General features: G+C 62.6%; 16 protein-coding genes. 5 read left to right on the top strand and 11 right to left on the bottom strand.

Annotated elements, in window-relative coordinates; genetic code table 11:
- Position 1 precedes the first annotated feature (1 nt).
- The 9 genes from V6943_RS02145 to V6943_RS02105 all read right to left on the bottom strand — a co-directional run bounded on the left by V6943_RS02145 (position 2) and on the right by V6943_RS02105 (position 17,508).
- Positions 2–3,811 carry a toxin VasX gene (locus tag V6943_RS02145; protein ID WP_340552471.1) on the bottom strand — a complete coding sequence of 1,270 codons (3,810 nt, stop codon included), beginning with the start codon at positions 3,809–3,811 and terminating at the stop codon, positions 2–4.
- On the bottom strand, positions 3,808–4,608 hold the full coding sequence (locus V6943_RS02140) for a DUF4123 domain-containing protein (protein WP_340552470.1): 801 nt from the start codon (positions 4,606–4,608) through the stop codon (positions 3,808–3,810). The genes V6943_RS02145 and V6943_RS02140 overlap by 4 nt, the downstream gene beginning before the upstream one ends.
- Positions 4,605–6,767 (bottom strand): type VI secretion system Vgr family protein, encoded by a 2,163-nt coding sequence (gene tssI, locus V6943_RS02135; protein WP_340552469.1) that lies wholly within the window; start codon positions 6,765–6,767, stop codon positions 4,605–4,607. The genes V6943_RS02140 and tssI overlap by 4 nt, the downstream gene beginning before the upstream one ends.
- A 190-nt stretch (positions 6,768–6,957) precedes the next feature.
- The gene (locus V6943_RS02130; RefSeq protein WP_003284174.1) at positions 6,958–7,476 is read right to left on the bottom strand and encodes an Hcp family type VI secretion system effector; all 519 of its coding nucleotides are present in this window, start codon (positions 7,474–7,476) and stop codon (positions 6,958–6,960) included.
- Between the two features lie 283 nt (positions 7,477–7,759).
- The gene (selO, locus tag V6943_RS02125) at positions 7,760–9,220 is read right to left on the bottom strand and encodes a protein adenylyltransferase SelO (protein WP_340552468.1); all 1,461 of its coding nucleotides are present in this window, start codon (positions 9,218–9,220) and stop codon (positions 7,760–7,762) included.
- An 84-nt stretch (positions 9,221–9,304) separates the two neighbouring features.
- Positions 9,305–12,595 carry a mechanosensitive channel MscK gene (gene mscK / locus V6943_RS02120; protein WP_340552467.1) on the bottom strand — a complete coding sequence of 1,097 codons (3,291 nt, stop codon included), beginning with the start codon at positions 12,593–12,595 and terminating at the stop codon, positions 9,305–9,307.
- A 109-nt stretch (positions 12,596–12,704) separates the two neighbouring features.
- On the bottom strand, positions 12,705–14,450 hold the full coding sequence (locus tag V6943_RS02115; protein ID WP_131649610.1) for a potassium/proton antiporter: 1,746 nt from the start codon (positions 14,448–14,450) through the stop codon (positions 12,705–12,707).
- 234 nt (positions 14,451–14,684) lie between these two features.
- Complete coding sequence (locus V6943_RS02110) at positions 14,685–16,487, bottom strand: acyl-CoA dehydrogenase C-terminal domain-containing protein (protein WP_181099653.1); 1,803 nt, start codon at positions 16,485–16,487, stop codon at positions 14,685–14,687.
- A 118-nt stretch (positions 16,488–16,605) separates the two neighbouring features.
- Entirely contained in the window at positions 16,606–17,508 is a 903-nt protein-coding gene (locus V6943_RS02105) for a polyprenyl synthetase family protein (protein ID WP_181099655.1), read from the bottom strand.
- Between the two features lie 115 nt (positions 17,509–17,623).
- On the opposite strand from V6943_RS02105, the gene fni reads away from it, so the two are divergent.
- From fni to V6943_RS02080, 5 genes are read left to right on the top strand one after another with little or no spacing between them, the layout of a single operon-like run.
- Positions 17,624–18,673 (top strand): type 2 isopentenyl-diphosphate Delta-isomerase, encoded by a 1,050-nt coding sequence (gene fni / locus V6943_RS02100; RefSeq protein ID WP_340552466.1) that lies wholly within the window; start codon positions 17,624–17,626, stop codon positions 18,671–18,673.
- Between the two features lie 46 nt (positions 18,674–18,719).
- Positions 18,720–20,009, top strand: a complete 1,290-nt coding sequence (locus V6943_RS02095) for a glycosyltransferase (protein ID WP_340552465.1) — start codon at positions 18,720–18,722, stop codon at positions 20,007–20,009.
- Positions 20,002–21,165 (top strand): lycopene beta-cyclase CrtY, encoded by a 1,164-nt coding sequence (gene crtY, locus V6943_RS02090; protein ID WP_340552464.1) that lies wholly within the window; start codon positions 20,002–20,004, stop codon positions 21,163–21,165. Before V6943_RS02095 ends, crtY begins: the two co-directional genes overlap by 8 nt.
- On the top strand, positions 21,162–22,667 hold the full coding sequence (locus tag V6943_RS02085) for a phytoene desaturase (protein ID WP_340552463.1): 1,506 nt from the start codon (positions 21,162–21,164) through the stop codon (positions 22,665–22,667). The genes crtY and V6943_RS02085 overlap by 4 nt, the downstream gene beginning before the upstream one ends.
- Positions 22,664–23,590, top strand: a complete 927-nt coding sequence (locus V6943_RS02080) for a phytoene/squalene synthase family protein (protein ID WP_340552462.1) — start codon at positions 22,664–22,666, stop codon at positions 23,588–23,590. The genes V6943_RS02085 and V6943_RS02080 overlap by 4 nt, the downstream gene beginning before the upstream one ends.
- 145 nt (positions 23,591–23,735) lie before the next feature.
- Here V6943_RS02080 and V6943_RS02075 read toward each other — a convergent pair whose 3' ends face one another.
- Positions 23,736–24,230, bottom strand: coding sequence for a sterol desaturase family protein (locus tag V6943_RS02075; RefSeq protein ID WP_340552461.1), 495 nt, complete (start codon positions 24,228–24,230; stop codon positions 23,736–23,738).
- Positions 24,231–24,318: 88 nt separating this feature from the next.
- The gene (locus V6943_RS02070) at positions 24,319–25,362 is read right to left on the bottom strand and encodes an NAD(P)H-dependent flavin oxidoreductase (protein ID WP_340552460.1); all 1,044 of its coding nucleotides are present in this window, start codon (positions 25,360–25,362) and stop codon (positions 24,319–24,321) included.
- Positions 25,363–25,487 lie beyond the last annotated feature (125 nt).

Genomic DNA, 25,487 nt, shown 5'->3' with positions numbered 1-25,487 from the left:
CTTATTCGCTGGCCCAGAAGGGTTGCTCGTTGTTGCTGAAGTCTGGTTGTCTGTTCGCTTCGCTCGCCGCTACCAGTGTTTTGGGTGAGGGGGCCGGAAAGTACCAGGTTTTGCCGCGTGAGTCGGTCAGGCGAAACTGCGCCTTTACCGCCCAGCTGTAGCTGGTGCGATGAAGGTAACCCAGGCCCGTATGTTGTTGGGCTGCTGGCGTATTGAAATAGAGCTCCAGAGCGTTGGGCCAGAGCCGCTGGGCCACGGGTCTGGTGACGGCGCCAACCCGCGATGTCTCGACGTTGCCGCCGTGGCTGGAGGCGGAGGTGGTGGTGCGCAGGCGCACCTCGCTCTTGAGGTTGAGGCTGCCCAGTTGCGCGACCAGCCCTGGCAGGTTGCTCTCGATACGCACCAGGGTAGTGGCGGTGCGGATGCTATGCGGCAAAACCGCATTGACATCCAGCTTGGCCCCGGATTCGTAGTCAGGGTTGGGGCCGACCTGGATACGGATGCCGGCGAACAGGCCGAGCAGACGATAGAAGGCCTCCTGCGGATCGCGCAGGTGCGCGGTGGCGGCCTTATCGCCGGTGCCGAATGGGCCGTTGGCCATCCAGTCCTCGACTGGGCTGCTGCTGAGCCAATAGGCCACCCCGGCGCCCGCGACGATCATGATCAGGGCCACCCAGCCCAATGGCGTCAGGCCCAGCACCGGCGTGACGGGGAACAAGCCGGCGGCCACCCCCACCGCGCTGCCACCGGCCATCAGCAGATAGCCCCACATGGCCTCGTCGCCCCATTGCCAGGCGTACCAGGCGTCGTACAGGTTAAGGCCGAGGAAAATAAAACCCGCAATAGTCTGGCCAATCAGGCGGCCGGTAAGTTGCTTGGCGAACTTCGGCCCGAGCGTGGAGCCCCATATGCGACCGGCAGCCTCGCCGGAAACGGTAAACAGCACCCTGCGCGCCGAAGCCAGAATGGACTGATTGCTGACGAATTTGACGGTCAGTGCCTCCATGGCTATTACCGTATCAAGGAGTGCACCTCTAACTCCCCAGCGAGCTCTTGCTTGGCCTTTCTCCTGCAGATTCGCCTGATATGAATTCCACTCCGCCCGTACATTCCAAAGCTCCAGCATCAGCACCCCGGCAGAAAAGGGCGTGGAGTTGAGCGCCCGGTAGGCCCTGGAGCCGCTGCGGGCAGAGAGCTCATCGACCGCCTCCTGCAGCACGCCCTCGGCACGCACTAGGCGGGCCTGGGTGACCTGCGCCTCGGCGGCGGCCCGGTTGGCCTGCTGGAACTGCTGGTTCAAGGCGCTGATCATGCGCGCGGTGGCGCTGTTGCGGGGGATGGCCACCAGTACATGATCGGTAGTCTGCTCGAGGCCGGCACGGGCAGCCTGGCGGCCATTGGTGGTCGCCAGCAGCTTGCCGTCGGCATCCAGGTATTCCCCATAGAAGCGCGTGGCGCGAGTCGTGGGCACGCTCGGCAGGTCTTCCAGGCCGAACACGTAGTGTTCCCGCACGTTGACTCGGCCGCGGCGGACAAACACGGCCCCCTCCAAAAACTGCGGCATGGTGCTGCGCAGCAGCCCCAGCCCCCGGCCGTGCAGGGTCACATTGATGCGTCGGCCCTGGCCGGCGAGCGCAGTGCGCTGCTGTTCATACGCCTGGCTGGCTTGCGCGTGCGTACGGGCGCTGGCCTTGGCATCTGCCTGCACGGGCCTCAGCGCTTCGCTGGCATTGTCCACCGCTGCCTGGGCGGTATCGATGGCGCCATGTAACCGCTCATAGATGCTGACCAGGGCACTGGCCCCCGCCTTGAGCTGTACGGTCAGGCTACTGTTCAGGCTACCGGAGGCCATCAGGCCGATCAGCACGCTGGCATCCAGTGTGTCGCCCGGCTTGGCCGCGGGCACGCCCCGGGTTTCGAACTGGGCCAGTTCCGTGGCCCGAAAACGCCCGTCACCCTGGTTTTCTTCCTTTGCCGGCGTCTTGTAGGGGGCGTAAAGGGCATCCAGATCCTCGGTCGGCCAGAGCATGCCATGCAAGGGGTGCTGGGGGTTGTTGGCCAGCTTGCTGAGAAATATCTGCCCTTGGCTGGCCTTCGGGTTGTAAAGGCTGTAGCCCTTGAGGGCATCGGTCAGATCGCTGTTCACTGCCAGCGGATCGTACTGCGCAGGGCTGGCGGCGAGCGCCGCCAGCAGGTCGGTCACGGCGAACGAGGCGGCCAGATAGTCGAAGCCATCCAGGCTCAGGTGGTCGGCGAGGGTTTGCTGGTAGTCGGCTTTGTCGAGGTATTCGCTCAGGCAGTCCTGCATGTAGGCGAGCTCGCGCCACAGCATGATGCGCTCTGGCGTTGCGGTGTAGCGGTTGATGTCCCGCTTGCCTTGTTCGTTGATCTTTTCCAGCGCCCGGTGCAAAGGGTTGCGCTGTCCCTGCAGGCTCTGCGGCACGACCAATTGTTGCAGCAGCAAGGCACTGCCGTGGTTGGTGTGCAGCATCGCTCGCTGTGCGCACAGCGCCAGGGTGTCTTGTAGACGAGTGATTCGCGACAGCAGGTGGCGCATGCGGTGCATGGCGTCATCCAGCAATACGGCACAGAGCTGCCGACTACGCGCCGTGCTCAGCACATCGGTTTTCGCCTCTTGGGCCTGCCAGAGCGCCGCGCCATTCGGAGGGGGGCCTTTATCGCTACCGGCCGGCCGCTTGGCGTGGACGAGCGTCGCCAGGCAGTCGCTCCAGGCCTCGAGTTCGAGCAAGCGAGTAGCGTTTTGCGGTACGCCCTGTTCACAGCTGTCGAGGTAGGTTTGCGCGGCTTGTTTGCTCTGCACCGGGAACTGCCCGCTGAGGTCGCAGATATAGCGGCCCGGGTGATTCAGCAACCGCTCATACCCTGGCTCACGCGCACGCTGAGGTGCTGCCACGCATACCGGGAACGCGTTGATCTCGAGGTTAAGACGCACCACTCGCGCCTTGCCCACGGCGTTCTGGTTGGCGTAGTCGCGGACATCGAATGCGGCAAAGGCCTCGAGCATCTCCTTTCCGCCTGGCTGCCCCTCGAATAGGCGCTTGAACCCCCGCTGTGACACCCGCAAGTCCGGGCTTTGGCAGCGCTGTCTGCGTAAACCCTTATCCGACTCCAGGCGTTTGAGACGAGCGGCGCTGAGTTGTACCTCGGAGAAACACAGTTGCACATCGCTGCGCTGGGTGTCGTTCCACTGCGCTGGTAACCAGATGTCGTCCAAGGCTTGACCGGTGGCTATGCGCGGCCCGCCCTTGAACGTCTTGCCTAGCCGATAACGCGCTACGTGAACGTCGTGGTAGGTGGTTTTGTCGTCCTTGACGCGCACTTCCAATTCACGCCAGAGCCCGTTCCGATAGAACACATACAAATAGCCGCTGCGCAGGCTTACCGGCGTACCGAGGTCATAGCGGCTCTTACTGCCCGGCAATGCCGCCATGGGTACGACGGGCACGATCTGGTTCCACTGGGTGGCGTGCTCGGGTTGGCGAGGCGTTACGCGCATATCCTCATGCAGTGGCAGGCGGATCGGCCCGCCTTCGATCGCCGCGATTTCTAGCCACAGGTTGCGCTTGGGTTGACTCTCCCAGTCCCATACGTGCAGCACGCTGCTGAAGGTGTTACTGGTCTGGATTTCCGGTTTGTCCTGCTGGGTCAGCCACTCCAGTTGGGTGGCGTTGGTTTCGTCGTAGATGACCAACTTCTGGGTGTTCGGGTGGTCCTTACCCACTACCTGGACGATGAGCTTGCCGGCCTCGCAGGCGGCGCCGTTGCTCAGGGCGCATACGTTGTTGCTCATGCGGTGCTTTCCTTGTCTGTCGTGCTCGTCGCCAGATGCTGGGCGAGGGCGTCGAGGCGTTCCTGATCCGTGCTGCCCGGTAGCGTGGCGGGCGGGGCGACCTGCGGACTGGCGTAGCGCAGATTGAGGTAGGTGCTCAGCGACTCGGCGGAAGCGAAGCCGGCCTGCATCCCTCCAGCCAAGTAGTTCCAGGCCGTTTCGAAGTGAATTCCGCTCTGTTGCTTCCACCATTGGTAGAGAAAGTGCTCGCCTCGTTGGCGTTGCAGAGCTTGCTCCTGCATGGCGCTAAGACGCTGTTCGTACGTAATGGCGCCTGCTTGCCAGATCGTTGCTTGTTGATTTTCGATGTGATGCCAGGCCTCACGGCCATCGGCGCAGTCATGCCAGGTTCCGCCATACCAGCTCAGCCGCTGTATCGGACCCAGCCAGGTGGGACGTGTTTCGTGGTCACAGGCTGGAAAGAAATAGCTTGCAGTACGCTGTCTGGAGTAGCGCAATACGCCGCGGCGTTCCTGGTCGAAGCGGATAAATAGGATTTGTCGCAGATGGGTCAGCAGTTCTTCAGTTGGGCCTGCTGTTTCCAGCAGTAAACCTGGCCAAGCCTTCGGCTGGCTTTGTGCGGCGGCCAGCACGGGTGGGTTGGTCTGTGCGTTGATCAAAAGAGGACTTTCTTCCTCACATTCGGCCAGTTCGGTGTCATCGAACAAGCGAATCGGGTCAGGGGCTTCACCCAGGCGGTAGAGCTCGGGCAGCAGTTGCTCCGTGCGCTCAAGCAGAAGCCATTGGCCGGTCATCATGCGCTGCCCCCGGCATTCATGGCCTTGCGGCATGGGCAGTCGGTAAGCGGGCATTGCAAAGGCGTTCCGCCCTTGGGCTTTTGGCAGAGCTCGACGAGGGGCAGCTCTTCACGCAGGCGCTGTTTGAGCAGTGCGCCTGGCACATCTGCATCCGCTGGCATCGCCTGTCCAGGCAACACCGGCGCCGCGCCTGAGCCTGCGCCCGGACTCCCGCCCGAGTTCATTCTGATCAAAGGCCCAACCATCGTGATGCCGCTCGCATCGAGTTTGATAAAGCTGCCGGCGGCTTTGAAGGTGAGTTCGCTGCCGGCTTCGAGAATGACTTTCAGGCCGCTGGAAAGATGGATTTCCTGACCCGCCTCGACGAACTGGCCGGTGCCGATTTTCACGTGCTGGTTGTTGCCGACGGTCAGGTGGTCGTTGGCTTTGACTTCGCTGCGGCGGTCGGCGTGGGTGGTGCGGTGTTCTTCGGCTTTGAATTCGCTGTGGCTATTGGCCTCGACGGTGTCGTGGCGTTCGTGGCCGACGCGGATTTTCTGGTCGTGCCTGATGTTTTGATCCCAGTCGCGCTGGGCATGAAGGTAAATTTGCTCCTGGCCTTTGCGATCCTCGATGCGCAATTCGTTGTACCCGTCGCCACCGGGCGAGCTGAGGGTCTTGAACAGGCTGCGGGTCTTGTTCGCTGGGAGGTCGTAGGGAACGGCATTTTCCTTGTGATACAGGCAGCCGGTGATCAGCGGTTGGTCGGGGTCGCCTTCGAGGAAGGTGACCAGCACCTCCATGCCGATACGAGGGATGGCGATGCCGCCGTAGCGGTCGCCCGCCCAGCTGGAAGATACACGCAGCCAACAGCTCGTCTTGTCATCGGCTTGGCCCTCGCGATCCCAGTGAAACTGGACTTTTACACGGCCGTAACCGTCGCAGTGGATTTCTTCGCCGGCGGGGCCGGTGACGACTGCGCTCTGGCTGCCGAGAATGCGGGACTTGGGATGTTTGAGCGCTGGGCGGAAGGGGACGGCCCAAGGCGTGGCGGTGAAATGGTTGCGGTAGCCTTGGGTGAAGGCGTCTGCTCCGAAACGTTGGGCAATGCTCCCTAGCCCCTCACCCCAGCCCTTTCCCCCAAGGGGAGAGGGGGGTGGTGCGTGCGGGCGTGACGCGTCGGTGGCTGACTCCTCCAGTACCTGCGGTTGCTTGCCCTCATGCAGTACTTCGGTGATCAGCCACAGCTGATTCCAGTCACTACGCGGGTGCTCGCTGAGCGGGAGGAAGTGACCACTGACCAACAGCGGTTGATCGCTTTCGCCGTCGGCCAGTTCGAAATCGTGGCGGTGCCGTTCCAGAACACGCTGAGACAGTTGCTTACCGCGCTCGCGATCGACGAAGCGGCCGGGATAGTCGTAATCCTCCAGGTCAGGCTGGGCGTCGCTTCGAACGGCAGCTTCCAGTGTCAGACGGGGTTTCTCGAAGTCGTAATCGCGGCGGGTGACGCGGCCGGTGCGGGTCTCGATGCGTACACCGAAGCGTTTGATGACCGGCGCGTCGGCAACCAGCCCGCTGTCCTGCTGGTAAGCGACTGATGCAAGTTTCGGGAACACCGTCTGGTCATCGCCGAATACCAGCATGTGGCCGGCTTCGCTGTGCCGGAAGTGGTAGTGAATGCCTTCTTCCTCACACAGACGCTGGATGAAGTGCAGGTCGGTTTCGTCGTACTGAACGCAGTAGTCACGCGCAGGGTAAATCACTGGGCCAAGGTCGAAACGGTGGCCGTCGCCGGCGAGAATGCCGTGCTCTTCCAGCACCAGAGCGATGATCTGCGGGACCGACAGATGATGAAAAATGCGCTGGTTGGTCCGGTGCGCCAGATAGGCGAGCTTCGGAACGATGACCAACCGATAGCGAGTCAGGCGTTTGCCGGATTCGCCCTGTGCGGCGCGGTGGATCTGGCCGTGGATGCCGGCGCCATCCGCTGTGAATGCCAGAAACGCGGATTGGTGCAACAGGCTTTCCAGATCCAAGTCGGGCCGCTCGCTGACCAGCTCCAGCTCGAAGCGGTAGGGCTGGCTGATGGCTTCTCGGCCGCTGAACTCAAGCACTTGAAGGTCATGCTCGGTGCCTTCGATGTGCAGGGAAAAGTGCTTCTGGTTGGCGGGGGCGAACATCCTTGTTCCTCCTGGATCCGTCCATGGTGTGCGCCAGGGCGCATGCGGGGGCTTGATGTACCACGCGCTGGCGGCATTGCGGTGCGCTGAGTCGCGCATTGCGACGCCGCGATCCGAATTTCCGCTACTGTTTCGCAAAAAGGCTTCAGCCGGGGTGTGCCCGACCGAAGCCTGCTTTGCCGCGATCGCGTTAGCCAGCGATTGGGGTGCGCCAGTCGTCAGAGCCGGAAGTGCCAGAGACTTCGTGGGTCCAGACGATCTTGCGGTAGGTGAAGTACACGTCTTCCAGATGGGTGAAGTGGGACATGTTCGGGTCTTGGCAGTTGGGCATGCGCGACTGCACGTCGACGATCACCGCGTCTTCCAGTTCGATGGTGTAGTAATGCTCCTGGGTACCGGTGGAGGAGGTGCGGTACCACTCCAGGCGGCACTTGTTCAGGCGCTCGCCGGAGGTCAGGGCGTTGAAAATCAGCGGCGACGACTTGTCGAACACCTTGGTGATCATCAGCGGCTTGTGTACACGCTGGCCGGTGGGCTGACCGGACTGTGGATCGCGCGGAATGATGACCTGGTGCTGGAAAGCCTGCACCAGGATCTGGTCTTCATGTCCTTCCTGGAAGATATTGCCGACCGAGTCCTCGGTGAAAGTGCCTGCGGTGATCAGGCCTTGCTTGGTGCCTTCGAGGGACAGATACGCGGGTGTTGGCATGAGTGCTCTCCTTTGCCTTTGTTGAATGCCGGAATGGCAGGCAAAGAAGTACAAGTCGCGTGCCAGGTTATGGGAACTCTTTACATATCAAAGAGTTAATTGCTCCACATCGCAAGCGCCCGATCTGGTCTGCGGGACGGCTCACATTAAGTTGAGCAACTTTCTGCCGGCGCTGTGCAAGGTTTGGCACAGATGCGCGCCAGCCCAGCGTTTACGGGCCGCGAGGCCGAGGGGATCAGGGTGGTGAGCGAACTTCTGCGCAGCATATTGCGCAACGCCATGCTCACGACGAGCAGCTGATTTCCAGATGCTTACCCCATTCCGGCGGGCGCTTGGCGTAGTGCTCCATGCCCGGTTGCTCATTGAAGGGGCGGCTGAGTACCGCATGCAGCTCACGCACCGGACCGTAGTCGCCAGCTTCCGCAGCGTCGATTGCCTGCTGGGCCAAGTAGTTGCGCAGGATGTACTTGGGATTGACGGCTTGCATGCGCGTCCGCCGCGCCTGCTGGTCGCCATCCTCGCTTTCGGTGCGCTTGCGATAGCTTGCAGCCCACTCGTCGAACGATTTGATATCGATGAAGTCCTCACGCAGGCGAGCCAAGGCCTGTTCCGCTGGGCTCTCGCCGAGTTCGCGGAAGAAGTTTGTGTAGTCGATGGCACTGCTCTGCATCAGCTGCAGCAGGCGCTGCACCAGCTCTTTGTCGCTGTCGTCAGCGGTCTGCAGGCCCAGCCGCAGGCGCATCAGGTCGAGCCAGGCAGCTTCGTAGATCGGCAGGAACAGATCCATCGTCTCGCGTAGCTGCTCGATGGCGATGAACGGCGTCAGCGCTTGGGCCAGCGCGGCGAGATTCCAGTGCGCGATGGGCACTTGATTCTCGTAGGAATAACGGCCGGTGTGGTCGGAATGGTTGCAGATGAAGCGCGCATCGAAGTCGTCGAGAAAAGCGTAGGGACCGAAATCGAAGGTGATGCCCAAGATCGACATGTTGTCGGTATTCATCACGCCATGACAGAAGCCATAGGCCTGCCAGCGGGCGATCAGCTCGGCGGTGCGCTGCAGCACCTCGCGGAAGAAGGAGTGGTAGGGCTCCGGATGTTCCAGGCAATCGGCGAAGTGAGATTCGACGACGTGATCGAGCAGCTGCTTCAGTTCGTCGTGCTGCTTGGTGTAGTAGAAAAATTCGAAATGGCCGAAGCGTACATGGCTGGGCGCCAGGCGCAGCAGCATCGCGCCGCGCTCCTGGCGCTCGCGATAGACCGGCGTATCCGAGCCGGTCACGCACAGCGCGCGTGAGCTGGGAATGCCCAAGGCATGAAGATGCTCGCTGGCGAGAAATTCGCGGATCGAAGAGCGCAGTACGGCGCGACCATCGCCCATGCGCGAGTAAGGCGTGAGGCCGGCGCCCTTGAGGTGCAAGTCCCACTGCTCGCCGGCATCGTTGACCACCTCGCCCAGCAATAAGCCGCGACCGTCGCCTAGCTGCGGGTTGTAGCTGCCGAATTGATGACCGGAATAGACCATCGCTCGCGGCTCGGCGGTGCTCCAGAGCTTGTGGCCGGAGAACAATTCGGTGAACAGCGGGTCGTCCGCCACCGCTGGGTCGAGATCGAGCAGCCTCATTGCTGCCTCGCTGGCCACTACCAGGCGCGGTTCGGCCAGGGGCTGGGGCGTCACCTTGGTGGAGAATATGTCGCCGAGTCGGGCGAAGCGGTTATCGAAATGCAGCTCGGTGAGGGTTTTCACGTTGGCTCCGGCGCTGTCTTGAAAGATAGCGCCCGCCGGGCGAGCGCATTTGAATTTTGGAGGTCGCGTCTGTCGGGGTGTTCCTCAGGGCTGACCGCTGACAGGTGTGTCGATGAGATTTTGGTCCTTATCGACCCGCCGGATTTCCAGCGCTGGCGGCGGGTTCTTCAGGTGTACATCCAGCTGCCGGAAGGCGATTACGATCCCGCGCGTGCGGAATTCCTGGTCGAGCCAGCGGTTTATCTCGTCGATTACCGGGTTGCGGTCGGCGAGGTCGCGCACATGCAGGCGCAGCTCATGCTCCAGCCGGCTCTCGCCGAAGTTGAGGAAGAACACCTGTGGCTCGGGCTCCTTGAGTACGCGAGGATTTTCTCGAGCCGCCTGGAACAACAGGCTGCGAACCACCTCCAGATCGGAACCGAACTGTACGCCGATGCGAATGGTGACCCGGGTAACGGTGTCGTTGAGCGACCAGTTGACCAACTGGTCGGTCACGAAGGTCTTGTTCGGGACGATGATTTCCTTGTTGTCGAAATCGGTGATGGTCGTCGCCCGAATGCGGATGCGGCTGACGGTCCCGGACAGGTGGCCGATGGTCACCACGTCACCGATGCGGACCGGCTTTTCGAACAGAATGATCAGGCCCGAAACGAAGTTGGCGAAGATCTCCTGCAGGCCGAAACCCAGCCCCACTGACAAGGCAGCGACCAGCCATTGCAGCTTGTCCCAGCTCACGCCTAGCGTCGAAAGCGTCGTGACGATGCCGATGCCGACCAACGTGTATGAAAGCAAGGTGCCGGTGGCATAGGCGCTGCCCTGCGCGAGGCGCATTCGGGACAGCACCAGGACCTCGAGAAGCCCTGGCAGATTTCGCGCCAGCGCGAAAGTTATGACCACCGTGGCCAGTGCGCCGATTAGATTGTTGAGCGTGATGGCCGAGGTAGTGGCGGTCTCACCGCTGCCGCTGGTGAATTCATACAAGGTGACGTTATCGAGATACGACACCACGCTGATAAGGTCGGCCCAGACCCAGTACAGCACGACGAAGAACAGGCCGAACATGGCCAGCCGGGTCAGGCGCAGGGATTGTTGGTTGACCTGGTCGATCGCCAGACCGGGCTCGGCGGCGTCTTCGTGGGGCGTGGTCGTTTCATCGGGATTCGCTTCTCGCCTGGCGACCGCGCGCTTGTATGCCAGACGCCGCGCAGCCACCGTAAGACCACGGATCAGCGCTGCCTCGACAACGACCCAGGCCAGCAAGAGATAGAGCGTGTCGATCAGCCGGCCGGTCAATTTCAACGCGGTGTAGTAGTACCCCAGGCCCACCACCACGATCAGCGCCAATGGCAGCATGCTGAACAGCAGGCCTATGAAGCGGCGAACCGGCGGTGCGTTCTGGCTCGATGGGCCTTTGAGCAGCAGGCGTGTCAGTCTCCAGCTCATCAGTGCGTAGCAGGTGATGACGACCACGATGCCGATCACGTCATCCACCAGGCTTCCCGGCTGATGCTCGGCGATCGCCACGACCGCCACCAGCGCCATGACCACTAGCCCCAGCCGGCGGATTTCGTTGCGCAGGAAGGCTACCTGCGGCTGGAACCAACCGAAATGCGTTTCGGCAACACGGTTGGGCGAGAGCATGCGATAGGCGCTGTAGAACACGAGCCAGGCCTGCGCCATCTGATAGAAAGCGGCGCCGAGGCTGATGTTCTGACCGCGCCCGTCCATCTGTAGCAAATACCCACACAGCGCCAGAAACAGCGCACCGGGCAGCGCCAATAGAAGGTTCAGCATCAGCGCCAGCGGTGTATGCAACTGACTGTCGTTGCGGAAATGGCCGATGTCCGCACTGAGCGAGTCGAGCTTGGCGTTTATGGCATTGCGGCGCCACAGCAGCGCGCCGATCACCAGCAGCAGTGGCACGAAGAACAGTGGCCGCTCCACCAGTCCGGCGCCGAGCGCGTCGAACGCGGACCCCCAGGGCATCGCACGCAACTGGCGATCGAGCAGGGTCGGTATGTTCTTGAACCAGTCCAGATCCAGCGGCTTATTGCTCGGGATCCAGAACATCTGCTCGTCCAGCGTTTCGCTCAGCGCCTGGGCCTTGGTTTGTAGCTGGCGCTGATTCAGCTGCAGTGTGATCGACTCACTTAGCAGCGCGTTGAGCACGTGATTGAGTCGATCGAGCAGCTCCCCACGGGTGCGCACGAGCTCCAGCAGCGCGCTGCGCAGCTCCGGCGTTACCTCGTCGGGAGGCTGGCTGGCGAGCTGTTGTTCGACATACGCCTCGACGTTACCGCTGAGCTCGCGACGCTGATTCAGCTCGAATTGATAAAGACGGATATCGGCGATTTCATCCGCCAGGTTCTTGTTCAGGCTCAGCTGTGGCAGCGCCTGCTTTTGCTGGTAGAGAACCTTCGACAGCAACAGGCTGCCTTCGAGCACGGCGATCTGCTCTTCCAGCGCCTGATCGGCCTGATTGAGCGTATCGAGCTGCTGGCGAGTCTGCAGATTTTCCTGGGTCAGGTCGTTGAGGCGCTCGGTGGCGCGTAGCAGATAACCAGAAAGTTTGCGGTTCTCCGCGCTCTCGGCCGGTAGCAGTTTGTCCGAGCCGGCTTTCTCGGCCTTTAGCGAGAATTCGGCGACGGTCTGCTCCGATTCCTCACGGCGTTTGTTGTTGATCGCCGTCTGCAGCGCCATGGTTTCCTGTTCGGCGCGCGCGATGCGCTCGGACAGCAGGTCGCGGCGAGCAATGCCCAAGTCCTGCAGCAGGCTGTTACTGGCCAGCTCGTTGCGACGTAATTCGATCTGCGCACTGAGCGCCGATTTCTCTGCGTTGAGCAGCTCGCGACGCTCGTCGGACAGGGGTTTGCCGCTCTCACGGCCCGTCTTGAGGAGGTTGTTGATTTCGTCGATGCGCGTCTGAAATTTGCTGATATCGGCCTGGGCACGCTCCGGACGAGTCTGCGCGCTGATGATCATGCTATTGGCCGACGTCAGGGCCGTTTGCCAGGCCGAGAGTTCGTCGACGCGTTCGCTCAGTCGCTGTTCGAGTTCAGGGACGCTCTGCTTGGCCAGCTTCGACGCCAGTTCGCTGGTGTCGCTGCCCTTGAGCTTGCTCAGCTCACGTTGCGCCTCGGCAATTTCTTTCGGCGCGCTGGCTAGCTCGGCCTTGAGTTCGGTCAGCCGCTGCTGCGCCTGGCTCGCCTGGTCGGCGAACCGGCTGGCGGGTTCATCGTTGCTCGGTTGCGCGGGTTTCGCCTCTTCCCCGGCGCTCTGATTGCCCGTAAGCCCTGGGATGGTCGGGGCGGCGTGGAGAAGGGGCGGGGCGATAAGGAGCAGTGTCGCCAGCAGCAAGTTACGCAATGAGGCCATGGGTACTATCGAAATGAAGAACGAGCGCGGAGTCTAAGGGCTGCGGATGGCCGCGGCGAGTCCATAGATCGGAACGTCCCGCCATCCTGACCGCGACCCAGGCGCCTCGTCAGAACTGCAGCGACGGGCCTGGTTTTTCGCCTTCCGGGAACCTCAGTCCGACCTTGCGGACTTCCCCCTGTTCCATGGCGGCAATGGTCCAGGTCAGGCCGCTCCACTCGATATAGTCGCCAATGACCGGTTTGCCGCCGACGCGCTCGGTAATGAAGCGGCCTATCTGTTGATGCTCATCGACATCACCCAGCTTCAAGCCATACAGCGCAGCGAGAGCGCCCATTTCGGCTTCGCTTTCGAGAATGAAGTCACCGAAGAACCGCATGTCGCGGCCCCGTTGCGGCGCCTGGCTGAACAGTTTGCCGAGTGCCGGCAGATCTTCTTCATGGCCGATGACGCAAAGGATGTCATCGACCTGCAGGCGCGTACTGCCGGACGGGTGCAGCAGCGCCCTGCCACGGAACAGCGCGGCAATCCGCGTCCCTTCGGGCATCTTCAGTTCGCGCAGGGCCGCGCCGACACACCATTTGCTGGCGCTCAGACGATAGATGAAAAGCTCCCACTGGCTGGTGGGGTGGACTTGCAGACCGGTACGTGAAATCGGCGATGGTGAAGGCGGAACCTCGACCTTGGCCTTCTTGGCCGCCCAGCCGAGCGTGGTGCCCTGCAACAGCAGCGAGACCAGCACGATGAAAAACGCCACATTGAAGAACAGCTGCGCATTGTCCAGGCCGGCGACCAGCGGGAATACGGCTAGAATGACCGGCACCGCGCCGCGCAGGCCGATCCAGGAAATGAACATCCGCTCGCGCAGGTTGAAGCTCTTGAACGGCAGCAGGCCGATGAACACCGAGAGCGGCCGAGCGAACAGGATCATCCACAGCGACAGCAGCAGGGCGGGAACGGCGATGGGCAGCAGTTCGCTGGGTGTCAACAGCAGGCCGAGTACGAGGAACATACCGATCTGGCTGAGCCAGGCCAAGCCGTCGAACATATGCAGAATGCCGTAGCGGTTGCGAATCGGACGGTTGCCCAGCAGCAAACCGCAGACGTATACCGCCATGATCCCGCTGCCGCCCGCCGCGCCGGATAAGGCGTAAATCATGATGCCGCCACTGACCGCGAGCAGTGGATAAAGGCCATCGGCTACGGAGAGGCGGTTGATCAGCTGCTGCAACAGCCAACCACCGGTCAGGCCAAGCAGAATGCCGATGCCGAACTGTTGGATCAGGCTGACCAGAACGGTCCAGCTGAATGAGGTTTGCCCCGACGCGATCATTCCGATCAGGGTTACGGTGAGGAACATCGCCATCGGGTCGTTGGTGCCCGATTCGATTTCCAGTGTCGGCCCGACGCGTTCGTTGAGGCCTTTGCCGTTGAGCAGGTTGAACACCACCGCAGCATCTGTGGAGCCGACGATGGCGCCGATCAACAGGCCCTCGATCAGGCGCAGGTCGAACAGCCAGGCGGCCGCTACGCCCGTCAGGCCGGCGGTGATCGCCACCCCGAGCGTGGCCAGCGACATCGACGGCCAGAGCGCGACGCGAAAGGTGGCCTTGCGGGTTCGCATGCCGCCGTCGAGCAGAATCACCGCGAGTGCCAGGTTGCTGATGATGAAGGCGAGCCGGTAGTCCTCAAAGACGATGCCGCCGATACCATCGACTCCAGCCAGCATGCCGACACCGAGGACGATGACCAGGATCGGCACGCCCAGGCGCGCGGACAAAGAGCTCATCAGGATACTGGCAGCAACCAACAGGGCACCGACGAAAAAAAGGTGGTTGATGTTGCCGACGTCCAAGTGTGGTCTCCGAGGAAAGCGAGTTTCCCGGCAGTTTATGCACGGGACATGCCAGCGATTCTAACCCGATGATTTGACGGGCTGTCAAAAAAAATGCCCCTTGTGCTAAGAGGCATTCATCGAGCGTTCCGTGATGGTGGCGGCTGGCTTTGAAGCTCTGTCTCGGTTTATCGGAATGGTCGCTAGAGCTTCGGCGACACCGCCCAGTGCGGTGCGCCGGTAACGGTAATCGACCTAGAACCAGCTGTCGTTCATCGCCAGGCAGGTATCGTCGCGCGCGTCCAGCAGGCTCAGCTCGTGCTGGCAACCTGGCACTTCCCAGGTCAGGAAGTAGCGTGCGGCCTGCAGCTTGCCTTTGTAGAAGTCGCCGTCGGACGGATTGCCTGCCGCAAGCCCCTGTTCGGCGTGAATCGCCTGCTCCAACCAGCGCCAGCCGATCACGGTGTGACCGAAGACCTTCAGGTACAGCGCGGAGTTGGCCAGCGCCAGATTGACCTTGCCGGCTATCAGGTCGCCCAGCAGTGCCTGGGTTACCGCTGTCAGGCGCGCAACCAGCTGTTGCAACGGTTCGATCAACGGCTCCAGCGATGGATATTCGGCGGCGCGTGCGCAGCAGTTCTGGATCAGCCCAAGCAACTGGCGCAGGCCGGCGCCCTTGTTCTGCATCAGCTTGCGGCCCAGCAGATCCAGAGACTGAATGCCGTGGGTGCCTTCATGAATCGGGTTCAGACGATTATCGCGGTAGTACTGTTCGACCGGATATTCGCGGGTATAGCCGTGGCCGCCGAGGATCTGAATCGCCAGTTCATTGGCCTTCAGGCAGAACTCCGACGGCCAGGATTTGACGATGGGGGTGAGCAGGTCGAGCAGCTCGGCGGAGTTGCGCCGTTCTTCCTCACTTTCGGCGGTGTGCTCGTCGTCCACTAGCCGCGCGGCATACAGGCCCAGATCGAAGGCGCCCTCGACGTAGGCTTTCTGCGTCAGCAGCATGCGCTTGATGTCGGTGTGCTCGATGATCGACACCTGCATCGAGGCGGGGTCTTTGCCGTCCGGCAGTCGGCCCTGCGGACGTTCTCGCGCGTAGTTCAGTGAGTACAGATAGCCGGCATAGCCGAGCATGATGGCGCCCATGCCAACGCCGATGCGCGCCTCGTTCATCATCTGGAACATATAGGCGAGGCCCTTGTGCGGCTCGCCCACGAGGTAACCGACGCAGTTGCCGTTATCCCCAAAGTTCAGCGCCGTGCTGGTGGTGCCGCGCCAGCCCATCTTGTGGAACAACCCGGCAAGCAGCACGTCGTTGCGCGGGCCGAGGCTGCCATCGTTGTTGACCAGAAACTTCGGCACGATGAACAGGCTGATGCCCTTTACCCCGGCCGGGGCGTCCGGCAGTTTGGCCAGCACCATGTGCACGATGTTCTCCGACAGCGGGTGATCGCCGCCGGAAATGAAGATCTTGTTGCCCTTGAGGCGATAGGTGCCGTCGCCGGCTGGTTCGGCGCGGGTGCGGATATCCGACAGCGACGACCCAGCGTGCGGCTCGGTGAGCGCCATAGTGCCGAAGAAGCGGCCCTCGATCATCGGCTGCAGGAAACGTTGCTTTTGTTCGTCCGAGCCGAAGGTTTCGATCAGATGCGCCGCGCCCATGGTCAGCATTGGGTAGGAACTGGTGGCGATGTTGGCGGACTGGAAATGCGCGAAGCAGGCCCGCGACAGCAGGTTCGGCAGCTGCATGCCGCTGTCCTCGAAGCTGCGCTGGGCGTTGTGGAATCCGGCCTCGATGAAGGCATCCACCGCCGGCTTGACCTCCGGAATCAACACCGCCTCGCCGTTCTGGTAGAGCGGCTCGTTCTCGTCGGACTTGCGGTTGTGCGGGGCGAAATACTTTTCCGCGATCTGGCGGGCGGTACCCACGGCGGCGTCGAAGGTGTCGCGGCTGTGGTCGGCGAAGCGTTCGCGTCGGGTCAGCGCTTCGGCATCGAGCACTTCGTAGAGCTCGAAGGCGAGGTTGCGTGGGCAAAGCAGCATCTCGGGCATGGGGTGTCCTCCGTTTTATGGGCCGGAGTCTAAGGAGACGGCGAGATGGCTGCCTAGCACCATACATTCGAGTGATGAAACGACACAGCGGTCTGTGGCGGGGCTTGCGGATGTCGCTTCAGCGTGGCCGGACGTCGATATAGTCCAGCAGCCGCGCTAGATAGCCATCGCCAATATCGGCATCGATCAGGTGCTGTCCCGCGCGGGTCAGGTGCCTTTCGACATGCTGTCGGGCCACTTCTGGACCTAGCAGCGTGACCATTGTGCTCTTGCCGTGATCTTTACCGGCATCCTTGCCGCTGTGCTGCGGGCTAAGCCCGTCGGCCAAGTCATCGAGCAGTTGGAACGCCATGCCGAGCTCCGTGGCGAAACCGTTCAGATGCCGTGTACAGCTGTCGCTGGCGCCTCCCAGCAGGACTGCGAATTCCACCGCAGCGGTAAACAACGGGCAGGTTTTCAGTCGATTGCTATGAGCGATGGCTTCGAGTGGTCGGTTTCGCAAACCTTCTCGCAGATCTTGGTACTGCCCGCGAACCAGCCCCTGCGCACCGGTCGCCGTCGCGAGCAAGCGAACCAGCCGGGTGCGTGTCGCTGGGTCGATGCCTTCGACGGAGGCTGCTATGCCGAAGGCCTGGCTGAGCAGCGCCACCGAGCCGAGGACAGCGACGTCCTCGCCGAACTGCCTGTGGATGGTCGGCTGGCCCCGGCGCAGCTCGGCGTCATCCATACAGGGCATGTCGTCCAGAAACAGCGAGGCGGCATGCACCATTTCCAGGGCGCAGCCGAGATCGAGCGCTGACTCCACTGATCCTTCATATTGCAGATCTTTGAGAGCCAGAAGCAGCAGCAATGGACGAATGCGTTTGCCCGGCGCCAGGCTGCCGGCACGCATTGCGGTGCCGATGGCGTCTTCAAGCGGGCAATGAGGCAGCCATATAGCCAGCCGGTCGTTGACCTGTGCACGCAATGCGCTGAGCGTTCGCTCGAGGTCGAATTGCGAGTTGGGCATAACGGTGGCCATGACGACCTCCTATATTGTTCTTCGGAATACTTAGACAAATATGATTTGGTTGTACAGGTTTTGGCACTTTTAATGACCACGTCCGTCAACATAAGGTCACGAGCGAGGCGGTTGCATGAGCAAAGATCTTTTCGCGGAACGCAAAAACGAACACCTGGATATCGTTCTAGATCCGCGCCGCGCCTGTTCCAAGGCGGATACCGGCTTCGCCGCACTAAGATTCGAGCACTGCGCTATGCCTGAGTTGTGTCTGAACGACATCGATATCCGCAGTTCGCTTTTTGGACGCGATCTTGCAGCGCCCTTGCTGATCAGCTCAATGACCGGTGGCGCAGCGCGAGCCGCGCAAATCAACCGTAATCTGGCCGAAGCTGCCGAGGCGCTGGGCATCGCGCTAGCAGTCGGTTCGCAGCGCATTGCGCTGGAAACCGGAGCGGATCAAGGGCTGACGCGGCAATTGAGGCAGCTGGCACCGTCCATTCCGCTGCTGGCGAATTTCGGCGCTGCGCAGCTGGTGGCCGGCTATGGGTTGGACGAGGCGCAGCGTGCGGTGGAGATGATCGAAGCGGACGCGCTGATCATTCATCTCAATCCATTGCAGGAAGCGGTACAGATGGGTGGTGACCGGAACTGGCGCGGCGTGTTGAGCGCGATCCAGGCACTGGCAGCGCGGCTTACGGTTCCGCTGGTGGCCAAGGAAGTGGGCGCTGGGATTTCTCCGAGCGTGGCGCAGCGATTGCTCGATGCAGGCGTGTCGGTCATTGATGTAGCCGGTGCGGGCGGCACCAGCTGGGCTGCGGTTGAGGCCGAACGCACCCTGGATCCACAACAGCGCGCCATAGCCCAGGCGTTTGCCGGTTGGGGAATTCCCAGCGCACAGGCTATCGCGTCGGTGCGTCGAGCCTGTCCGGATGCGCATCTGATCGCGTCGGGCGGCATTCGTGACGGCATTGATGCGGCCAAGGCGATTCGCCTCGGTGCTGATCTGGTTGGCCAGGCAGCCGGCGTGCTGGACGCAGCGCTGCTCGGGCCACAAGCGGTCGTCGAGCATTTTCAGGTTCTCATCCAGCAGCTGCGCATCGCCTGCTTTTGCACCGGTTCGGCTGACCTTGCGGCTTTATTGCAGGCGCCGCTGTTGCCAGCCTTCGATCCGTCTAGCGCCTGATGCGAACGCAGCGATCGGCCACTCGCAGCCGGCAAGGTGCGTTCCGATGACGCACTTCGCGGTGATCACACCGCCTTTCTATAGTCATTTGCGCGCGATGGAGGCCATCGCCGCCGAATTGCTTGCTCGCGGGCATCGAGTGACGGTCGTGCAGCAGGCGGATGTCGCTGCCGCGTTGCGCCATTCACAGCTGGGCTTTGCCGAGGTCGGTGTCGGCTCGCATCGGCCTGGCTCGCTCACGGCAGTGATCGAGCGGGCGGCACGTCCTGGCGGCCCTTGGGGCATACGTCGGGTCATCGCAGATATGGCCGCCGCGACCGAAATGTACTGTCGAGAGGCGCCAGCGGTGCTGCGCGCCATCGGCGCCGACGCCATCATCGCCGATCAGATGGAGCCTGCTGGTGGGTTGGTGGCTGAGCATCTCGGGCTGCCGTTCGTCTCGGTGGCCTGTGCGCTGCCGGTCAACCGCGAAGCGTTTGTGCCGCTGCCGGTGATGCCCTGGCGTTACCGGGCCACGGCCTGGGGCGAGCAGCTGAACCACCACAGCAGCCGCGTTTACGATCGGGCGACGCGAGCCCATGCCGCAGTGATCGCGCGCTATGCCGCCGAGTTCGGTCTGTCGCCGCGCCAGCGCCTCGATGAATGCCTGTCGCCCTTGCTGCAGCTGAGTCAGACCACCACCGGCTTCGACTTCCCGCGTATTGGATTGCCAGACCACTTTCATGGTGTCGGCCCGCTGCGTTCGGCGTTGACCGAAGAACCTGCGCTGGACTTATCCGTCGTGAGCGGACTGCCGTTTGTGTTCGCTTCCCTCGGCACTTTGCAAGGTGATCGCTTCGGGCTGTTCACGCGCATTGCCGAGGCCTGCCGCGAGCTCGAGGTGCAACTGCTGATCGTCCACTGCGGCCGCCTCGATGTGCGGCAGGAAAAAAAGTTGCGACAGACCGGCGCCAGCTGGGTCACCGACTTCGCGCCGCAGCGTGCGGTGCTGGCGCGGGCCGATGCGCTGATCACCCATGCAGGGTTGAACACAGCGCTCGACGCGCTGGAAGCCGGTGTGCCGAGCCTGGCGCTACCGATCGCCTTCGATCAACCCGGCGTTGCTGCGCGGATAGTCCATGCGGGCGTGGGGCTGAAGCTCGATCCGCGCCTGGCTAGCCGCCGAGGTATCGTGCAGGCGCTACGCCGATTGTTGCGCGAGCCCGGTTTTGCCCAGCGTGCGCGAGGTCTGGGCGAGGAGATTCGCGCCGCCGGGGGTGCGCCGCGAGCGGCGCTGCTGATTGAACGGTCACTCGGCATTAAGTGGCCGGCAGTGCAGGGAGCCGAGCATGGCTGATGCGGACCTGATCCTCGTCGGCGGCGGTCTGGCCAACGGGCTGTTGGCGCTGCGGTTGCAGCAGCAGCGTCCGGACCTGCGTCTGCTGATTCTGGAACAGGGCGAAACCTTGGGCGGCAACCACACCTGGTCCTTTCACCAACACGACCTGACGCCCGCGCAACAGGCCTGGTTGGAGCCGCTCGTGGACAATCGCTGGCCGGCTTATGAGGTGATCTTTCCCAACCTTCAGCGGCGGCTGGACAGCGGTTACGCGAGCATCTTTTCGCGGCGCTTTCATCAGCACCTGATGGCCGAACTGGGCGACCGCGTGCGTCTGGGTACAGACGTCGCCGAAGTTGAGCCACAACGGGTGCGCCTGGCGTCGGGGGTCACCCTGCAAGCCGGCGCGGTAATCGATGGGCGCGGCGCGCGCCGGACCGCCCAGCTGGCGCTGGGCTTTCAGAAGTTCCTCGGTCAGGAGCTGCGCCTACATGAACCCCATGGCCTGCAACATCCGATCATTATGGATGCCAGCGTCGCACAGCAGGACGGCTACCGGTTCGTCTACGTCCTGCCGCTCAGCGCTGATCACCTGCTGATCGAGGACACCTATTACGCCGACGGCGATGCCGTCGCACTCGACACCTTACGCGACAACATCGAGCGCTACGCCGACGCAAAAGGCTGGCGCATCGCTGAGCGGCTGCGCGAGGAGCAGGGCGTGTTGCCCATCGTGCTGTCCGGTGATCTGCCGGCGTTCTGGGACGAGGCGCATGGTGTGCCGCAAAGCGGGTTGTCGGCGGCGCTGTTTCACCCCACCACTGGCTACTCGTTGCCCGATGCGGTGCGCTTGGCCGATCACCTGGTCGCGCTGGATCGCTGGGATGCTGGCGGTTTGTTTTCTGCGATTCGCGACTACTCAATGGCGCAATGGCGCCAGCGCGGATTCTTCCGCCTGCTCAATCGCATGTTGTTTCTGGCTGGCCCGGCCGATCGCCGTTGGGCGGTAATGCAGCGCTTTTACCGCCTGCGCGAACCGCTGATCCAGCGCTTCTACGCTGCGACCCTGACCACCTGGGACCGCTTGCGCATCGTCTCGGGCAAACCTCCCGTACCGGTGGGCGAGGCGCTGCACGCGCTGGCCGCCCGTAATCTTCACAAGGACAAGCGATGAACGAGCCAGCAGGCGATGTACCCAAGCGGGCCGTGGTGATCGGCGCCGGATTTGGCGGCCTGGCGCTGGCGATCCGCCTGCAGCGTAGCGGCGTACAGACCACACTGCTGGAGAAACGCGACAAGCCGGGCGGCCGCGCCTACGTCTATCACGACCAGGGTTTTACCTTCGATGCCGGCCCGACGGTGATCACCGACCCGCAGGCCCTCGAAGAATTGTTCACCGGCGCGGGCAAGCGCATGGCCGACTATGTCGAGCTGCTGCCGGTCAGCCCGTTCTACCGGCTGTGCTGGGAAGACGGCTACAGCTTCGATTACGTCAATGACCAGGCGGAGCTGGACAGGCAAATCCATGCGTTGAACCCCAAGGATGTCGCCGGATACCGACGCTTCCTCGCCTATTCCCGTGCAGTGTACGAGGAAGGCTACGTCAAGCTGGGAACCGTGCCCTTTCTGTCGTTTCGCAGCATGATCGGCGTCGCCCCGCAGTTGGCCAAGCTGCAGGCCTGGCGCAACGTGTACAGCATGGTGTCGAGCTTTGTGGAGAACGACCGGCTGCGGCAGGCCCTGTCCTTTCACTCTCTGCTGGTGGGCGGCAACCCATTCGAAACATCGTCGATCTACACGCTGATCCATGCGCTGGAGCGCCAGGGCGGCGTCTGGTTTCCGCGTGGTGGCACTGGTGCGCTGGTGCAGGGCATGGTCCGGCTGTTCGAGGATATGGGTGGCACGCTGGAGCTGAACGCCGAGGTCGCTCGCATCGAACTGGTAGGAGGGCGAGCAAAGGCCGTGGTGACCCAGGATGGCCGCCGCTTCGAGACCGATGCTGTGGCGTCGAACGCCGATGTGGTGAATACCTACAAGCAGTTATTGGGCCACGAGCAGCGCGGACGTGACGAGGCGCAGCGGCTGAGCGGCAAGCGTTTCTCGATGTCGCTGTTCGTCATCCATTTCGGCCTCAAGCGCCGCCATGAGCACCTGCAGCATCACACCGTGTGCTTCGGTCCGCGCTACCGAGAGTTGATCGACGAAATTTTCAAACGCGAAACCCTGGCCGACGACTTTTCCCTATACCTGCATGCACCCTGTGTGACCGACCCGTCGCTGGCACCGGAAGGCTGCGCCAGTCATTACGTGCTGGCCCCGGTGCCGCACCTAGGCACGGCCGATATCGACTGGGCGGTGGAGGGGCCGAAGTACCGCGACCGCATCTTCGAATACCTCGAGCGTCACTACATTCCGGGCCTGCGCGAGGATCTGGTCACGCACCGGATCTTCACGCCGCACGATTTCCGTGACGAGCTAAACGCGCATCTTGGCTCAGCGTTCTCGCTGGAGCCAATCCTCACCCAGAGCGCCTGGTTCCGGCCGCACAACCGCGATGACGTGGTTCCCAACCTTTACATCGTCGGTGCCGGCACCCATCCCGGCGCAGGCGTACCCGGCGTGGTGGGCTCGGCCAAAGCTACAGCCGGATTGATGATTGAGGACTTTGCCGGATGAACGATCAGGTCATCGACCACTCGACGCAAGCGATCAACGTCGGGTCCAAGAGCTTTGCTGCGGCGGCGAGACTGTTCGACGAGCGCACCCGCCAGAGCGCGGTGATGCTCTACGCCTGGTGCCGTCACTGCGATGACGTGATTGACGGTCAGACGCTGGGGCATGGTCAGGTCGAAGGTGATCGCTCGACCGGCGAGGCGCGATTGGCCGAACTGGTGGATCTCACCGAACGCGCATACACAGGCGAACCGATGAGCGATCCGGCATTCGCCGCGTTCCAGCAGGTGATTCAGCGTCATCAAATTCCCAGGGAATACCCGCTGGAGCATCTGGCGGGCTTTCGCATGGATGTGCAGGACTATCAGTACCAGACCCTCGACGACACGCTGCTCTACTGCTATCGCGTCGCCGGCGTGGTGGGCCTGATGATGGCCAAGGTGATGGGCGCCGAAGCCGAGCCGACCCTGGGTCGCGCCTGCGATCTGGGGCTGGCGTTTCAGCTGACCAACATCGCCCGCGATATCGTCGAAGATGCTCAGATCGGGCGTATCTATCTGCCGGCTGACTGGTTGGCCGAAGCGGGAATTCCTAGTGACGAAATCGACCAGCCACGGCACCGGCCTGCGTTGGCGATGCTGGCGGCGCGGCTGATCGATCTGGCCGAGCCCTACTACCAGTCCGCGTCCCAGGGGTTGCGCGACCTGCCATTGCGCTCGGCCTGGTCGATCGCTACCGCCCATGGCGTTTACCGGCAGATCGGCATCGAAGTGAAAGCGCGCGGTGCGGCGGCTTGGGATACGCGGGTCTCGACTAGCAAGGTGCAGAAGCTGCAATTTCTGCTCGGCGGTGGCGTGCTGGCGCTGGCCTCGCGGCGGATGCCGGTCAGGCCGCGTCCTGCTTCTTTGTGGCGACGTCCGCGCTAGCCTACAAGCAACCGTTGAAACCTGCTGGCCCTAGGCTAGGCGGCGTTGAAAGCAACTTCGGAGTGCTCATTTGCAGCACGTAAACTCCGTTTTCTCAGCGCGCCCTGAGTGTCTTCGCCTTGCCTGGCCATCGCTCGCTACGATTTCAGTGGCGGCTTGTTTTGCGCAGTGGTCCGTCATGCAATTCGCGCAATTGCTGTTTCAGCACGGCGACTGGCGGCGCGTAAAGGAAGCCGAAGGATACGCAGCGTTCCTTGCCTTCCACTGCATGGTGCAAACGATGAGCCTGGTAAAGGCGCTTGAGGTAGCCGTTGCGCGGCACGTAGCGTAGCGGCCAACGGTGATGAACCAGCCCGTCATGGGCAACGAAATACAGCAGGCCGTACGCGGTCATGCCGGCGCCAATCCACTCCAGCGGGCCGTAGCCGGCGGTGCCGAGCGCGATCAGCACGATCGCGACGCCAGCGAACACCACAGCGTACAGGTCATTCTTCTCGAACCAGCCACTGCGCGGCTCGTGGTGGGACTTGTGCCAGCCCCAGCCCCAGCCGTGCATCACATACTTGTGCGCCCCCCAGGCGAACAGCTCCATGCCGGCCAAGGTGGCGAGAAATACCAATGTATTGGTCAGCACGGTCATATCCGATCCGTTCGCTTTGCAGATTGCACCAGTCTACTCGTTGGGCAGCGCCGGCCGGTGCGGCGCCGACGCTTGGCAGTGGCCTGTCTCAACGGTGCCAGCCGGCCCCCAGCGCCTCGGTCAGTTGCATCGCCGGAACGGCACGGCAGCCGCTGGTGTTCTGCCCCGCCCAGAGCGGCGAGAAATGATCGATCCCCAGGCTTTCGGTCTTGGCCCGCAGCGCACTGATCGCGTTGCCTGCCAGCGGAAACGCCGGCACCGCAGCGGGCCGAGGCCCCAGTTCGCGAATGATCCGATTGACCATGCTGCGCGCTGGGCGCCCGGTGAACAGCGTGGTCAGCACGGTGTGCTGCGCGGCGGGACTCTGCAATGCCTGACGGTGCAAGGGACTGGCGCGGCTCTCGTCACACAGCAGATAGGCGGTGCCGATCTGCACGCCTGCCGCGCCGAGCGTTTGCGCGGCAGCGACACCGCGCGCATCGGCGATCCCTCCGGCTGCGATCACCGGTATGTCCAGCGCGCCAACCAGCCGCGGCAACAAGGCGAAGGTGCCGATCTGGCCGTCGATATCTTCGCTGAGAAAGATGCCGCGATGACCGCCTGCTTCGACGCCCTGGGCGATCACCGCATCCACACCCTGTTCCTGCAGCCAGCGGCCTTCTTCAAGCGTCGTGGCGCTGGATAGGATCTTCGCGCCGGTGGCCTGTACGCGCTGCAGTAACTCGTGAGCAGGCAGCCCGAAATGGAAGCTGACAACAGGCGGGCGGTGCCGCTCGACCACCTCGGCCATCGCCGCGTCGAAGGGTTGGCGCGTGGCTCCGTTGGGGATGCTCGCCGGGTCGATTTGCAGCTCTTCGAGAAACGGCGCCAGCAGCGCCAGCCAGGCTTCGTTGCGTGCGGGATCGGCTATCGGCGTCTGATGACAGAAGAAGTTAACGTTGTAGGGCTTGCGCGTCAGCGCGGCCATGGCTGTCAGTTCGGCATCCAGGGTCTCGGCATTGAGCATGCCGGCGGGAATCGAGCCGAGCCCGCCAGCCTCGGATACCGCTGCAGCGAGCTGATGGTTCTGCGATCCGGCCATCGGTGCCTGGATGACTGGCAGCGTGATCTGGAAGAGGTCGCGTATATCCATCGAAGGTCCTATGCGCTGGCTGGCGGAGTTGCCACTGTAGCAGCCATCTGTCGTCGTTTTGCATGGCGTATCGCGCCCCCTGCGAAACAGGTCGCTGCGCAGTTAGACTGTGCGCTCTTCAGGAG

Source organism: Pseudomonas sp. CBC3 (assembly GCF_037967085.1).
Taxonomy (GTDB): Bacteria; Pseudomonadota; Gammaproteobacteria; order Pseudomonadales; family Pseudomonadaceae; genus Stutzerimonas.
Note: the sequence above shows the minus strand (reverse complement) of the source record. Positions and strands in the feature narration are given on the sequence as shown.

What these genes read in the sequence shown, in the direction of transcription:
- V6943_RS02075 (WP_340552461.1), bottom strand. Translation starts at nt 24,230, where the DNA reads ATGACCGTGCTGACCAATACATTGGTATTTCTCGCCACCTTGGCCGGC.
- V6943_RS02085 (WP_340552463.1), top strand. Translation starts at nt 21,162, where the DNA reads ATGAACGAGCCAGCAGGCGATGTACCCAAGCGGGCCGTGGTGATCGGC.
- V6943_RS02130 (WP_003284174.1), bottom strand. Translation starts at nt 7,476, where the DNA reads ATGCCAACACCCGCGTATCTGTCCCTCGAAGGCACCAAGCAAGGCCTG.
- tssI (WP_340552469.1), bottom strand. Translation starts at nt 6,767, where the DNA reads ATGTTCGCCCCCGCCAACCAGAAGCACTTTTCCCTGCACATCGAAGGC.
- fni (WP_340552466.1), top strand. Translation starts at nt 17,624, where the DNA reads ATGAGCAAAGATCTTTTCGCGGAACGCAAAAACGAACACCTGGATATC.
- V6943_RS02095 (WP_340552465.1), top strand. Translation starts at nt 18,720, where the DNA reads ATGACGCACTTCGCGGTGATCACACCGCCTTTCTATAGTCATTTGCGC.
- V6943_RS02140 (WP_340552470.1), bottom strand. Translation starts at nt 4,608, where the DNA reads ATGATGACCGGCCAATGGCTTCTGCTTGAGCGCACGGAGCAACTGCTG.
- crtY (WP_340552464.1), top strand. Translation starts at nt 20,002, where the DNA reads ATGGCTGATGCGGACCTGATCCTCGTCGGCGGCGGTCTGGCCAACGGG.
- V6943_RS02110 (WP_181099653.1), bottom strand. Translation starts at nt 16,487, where the DNA reads ATGCCCGAGATGCTGCTTTGCCCACGCAACCTCGCCTTCGAGCTCTAC.
- V6943_RS02080 (WP_340552462.1), top strand. Translation starts at nt 22,664, where the DNA reads ATGAACGATCAGGTCATCGACCACTCGACGCAAGCGATCAACGTCGGG.
- V6943_RS02105 (WP_181099655.1), bottom strand. Translation starts at nt 17,508, where the DNA reads ATGGCCACCGTTATGCCCAACTCGCAATTCGACCTCGAGCGAACGCTC.
- V6943_RS02145 (WP_340552471.1), bottom strand. Translation starts at nt 3,811, where the DNA reads ATGAGCAACAACGTATGCGCCCTGAGCAACGGCGCCGCCTGCGAGGCC.
- mscK (WP_340552467.1), bottom strand. Translation starts at nt 12,595, where the DNA reads ATGGCCTCATTGCGTAACTTGCTGCTGGCGACACTGCTCCTTATCGCC.
- V6943_RS02070 (WP_340552460.1), bottom strand. Translation starts at nt 25,362, where the DNA reads ATGGATATACGCGACCTCTTCCAGATCACGCTGCCAGTCATCCAGGCA.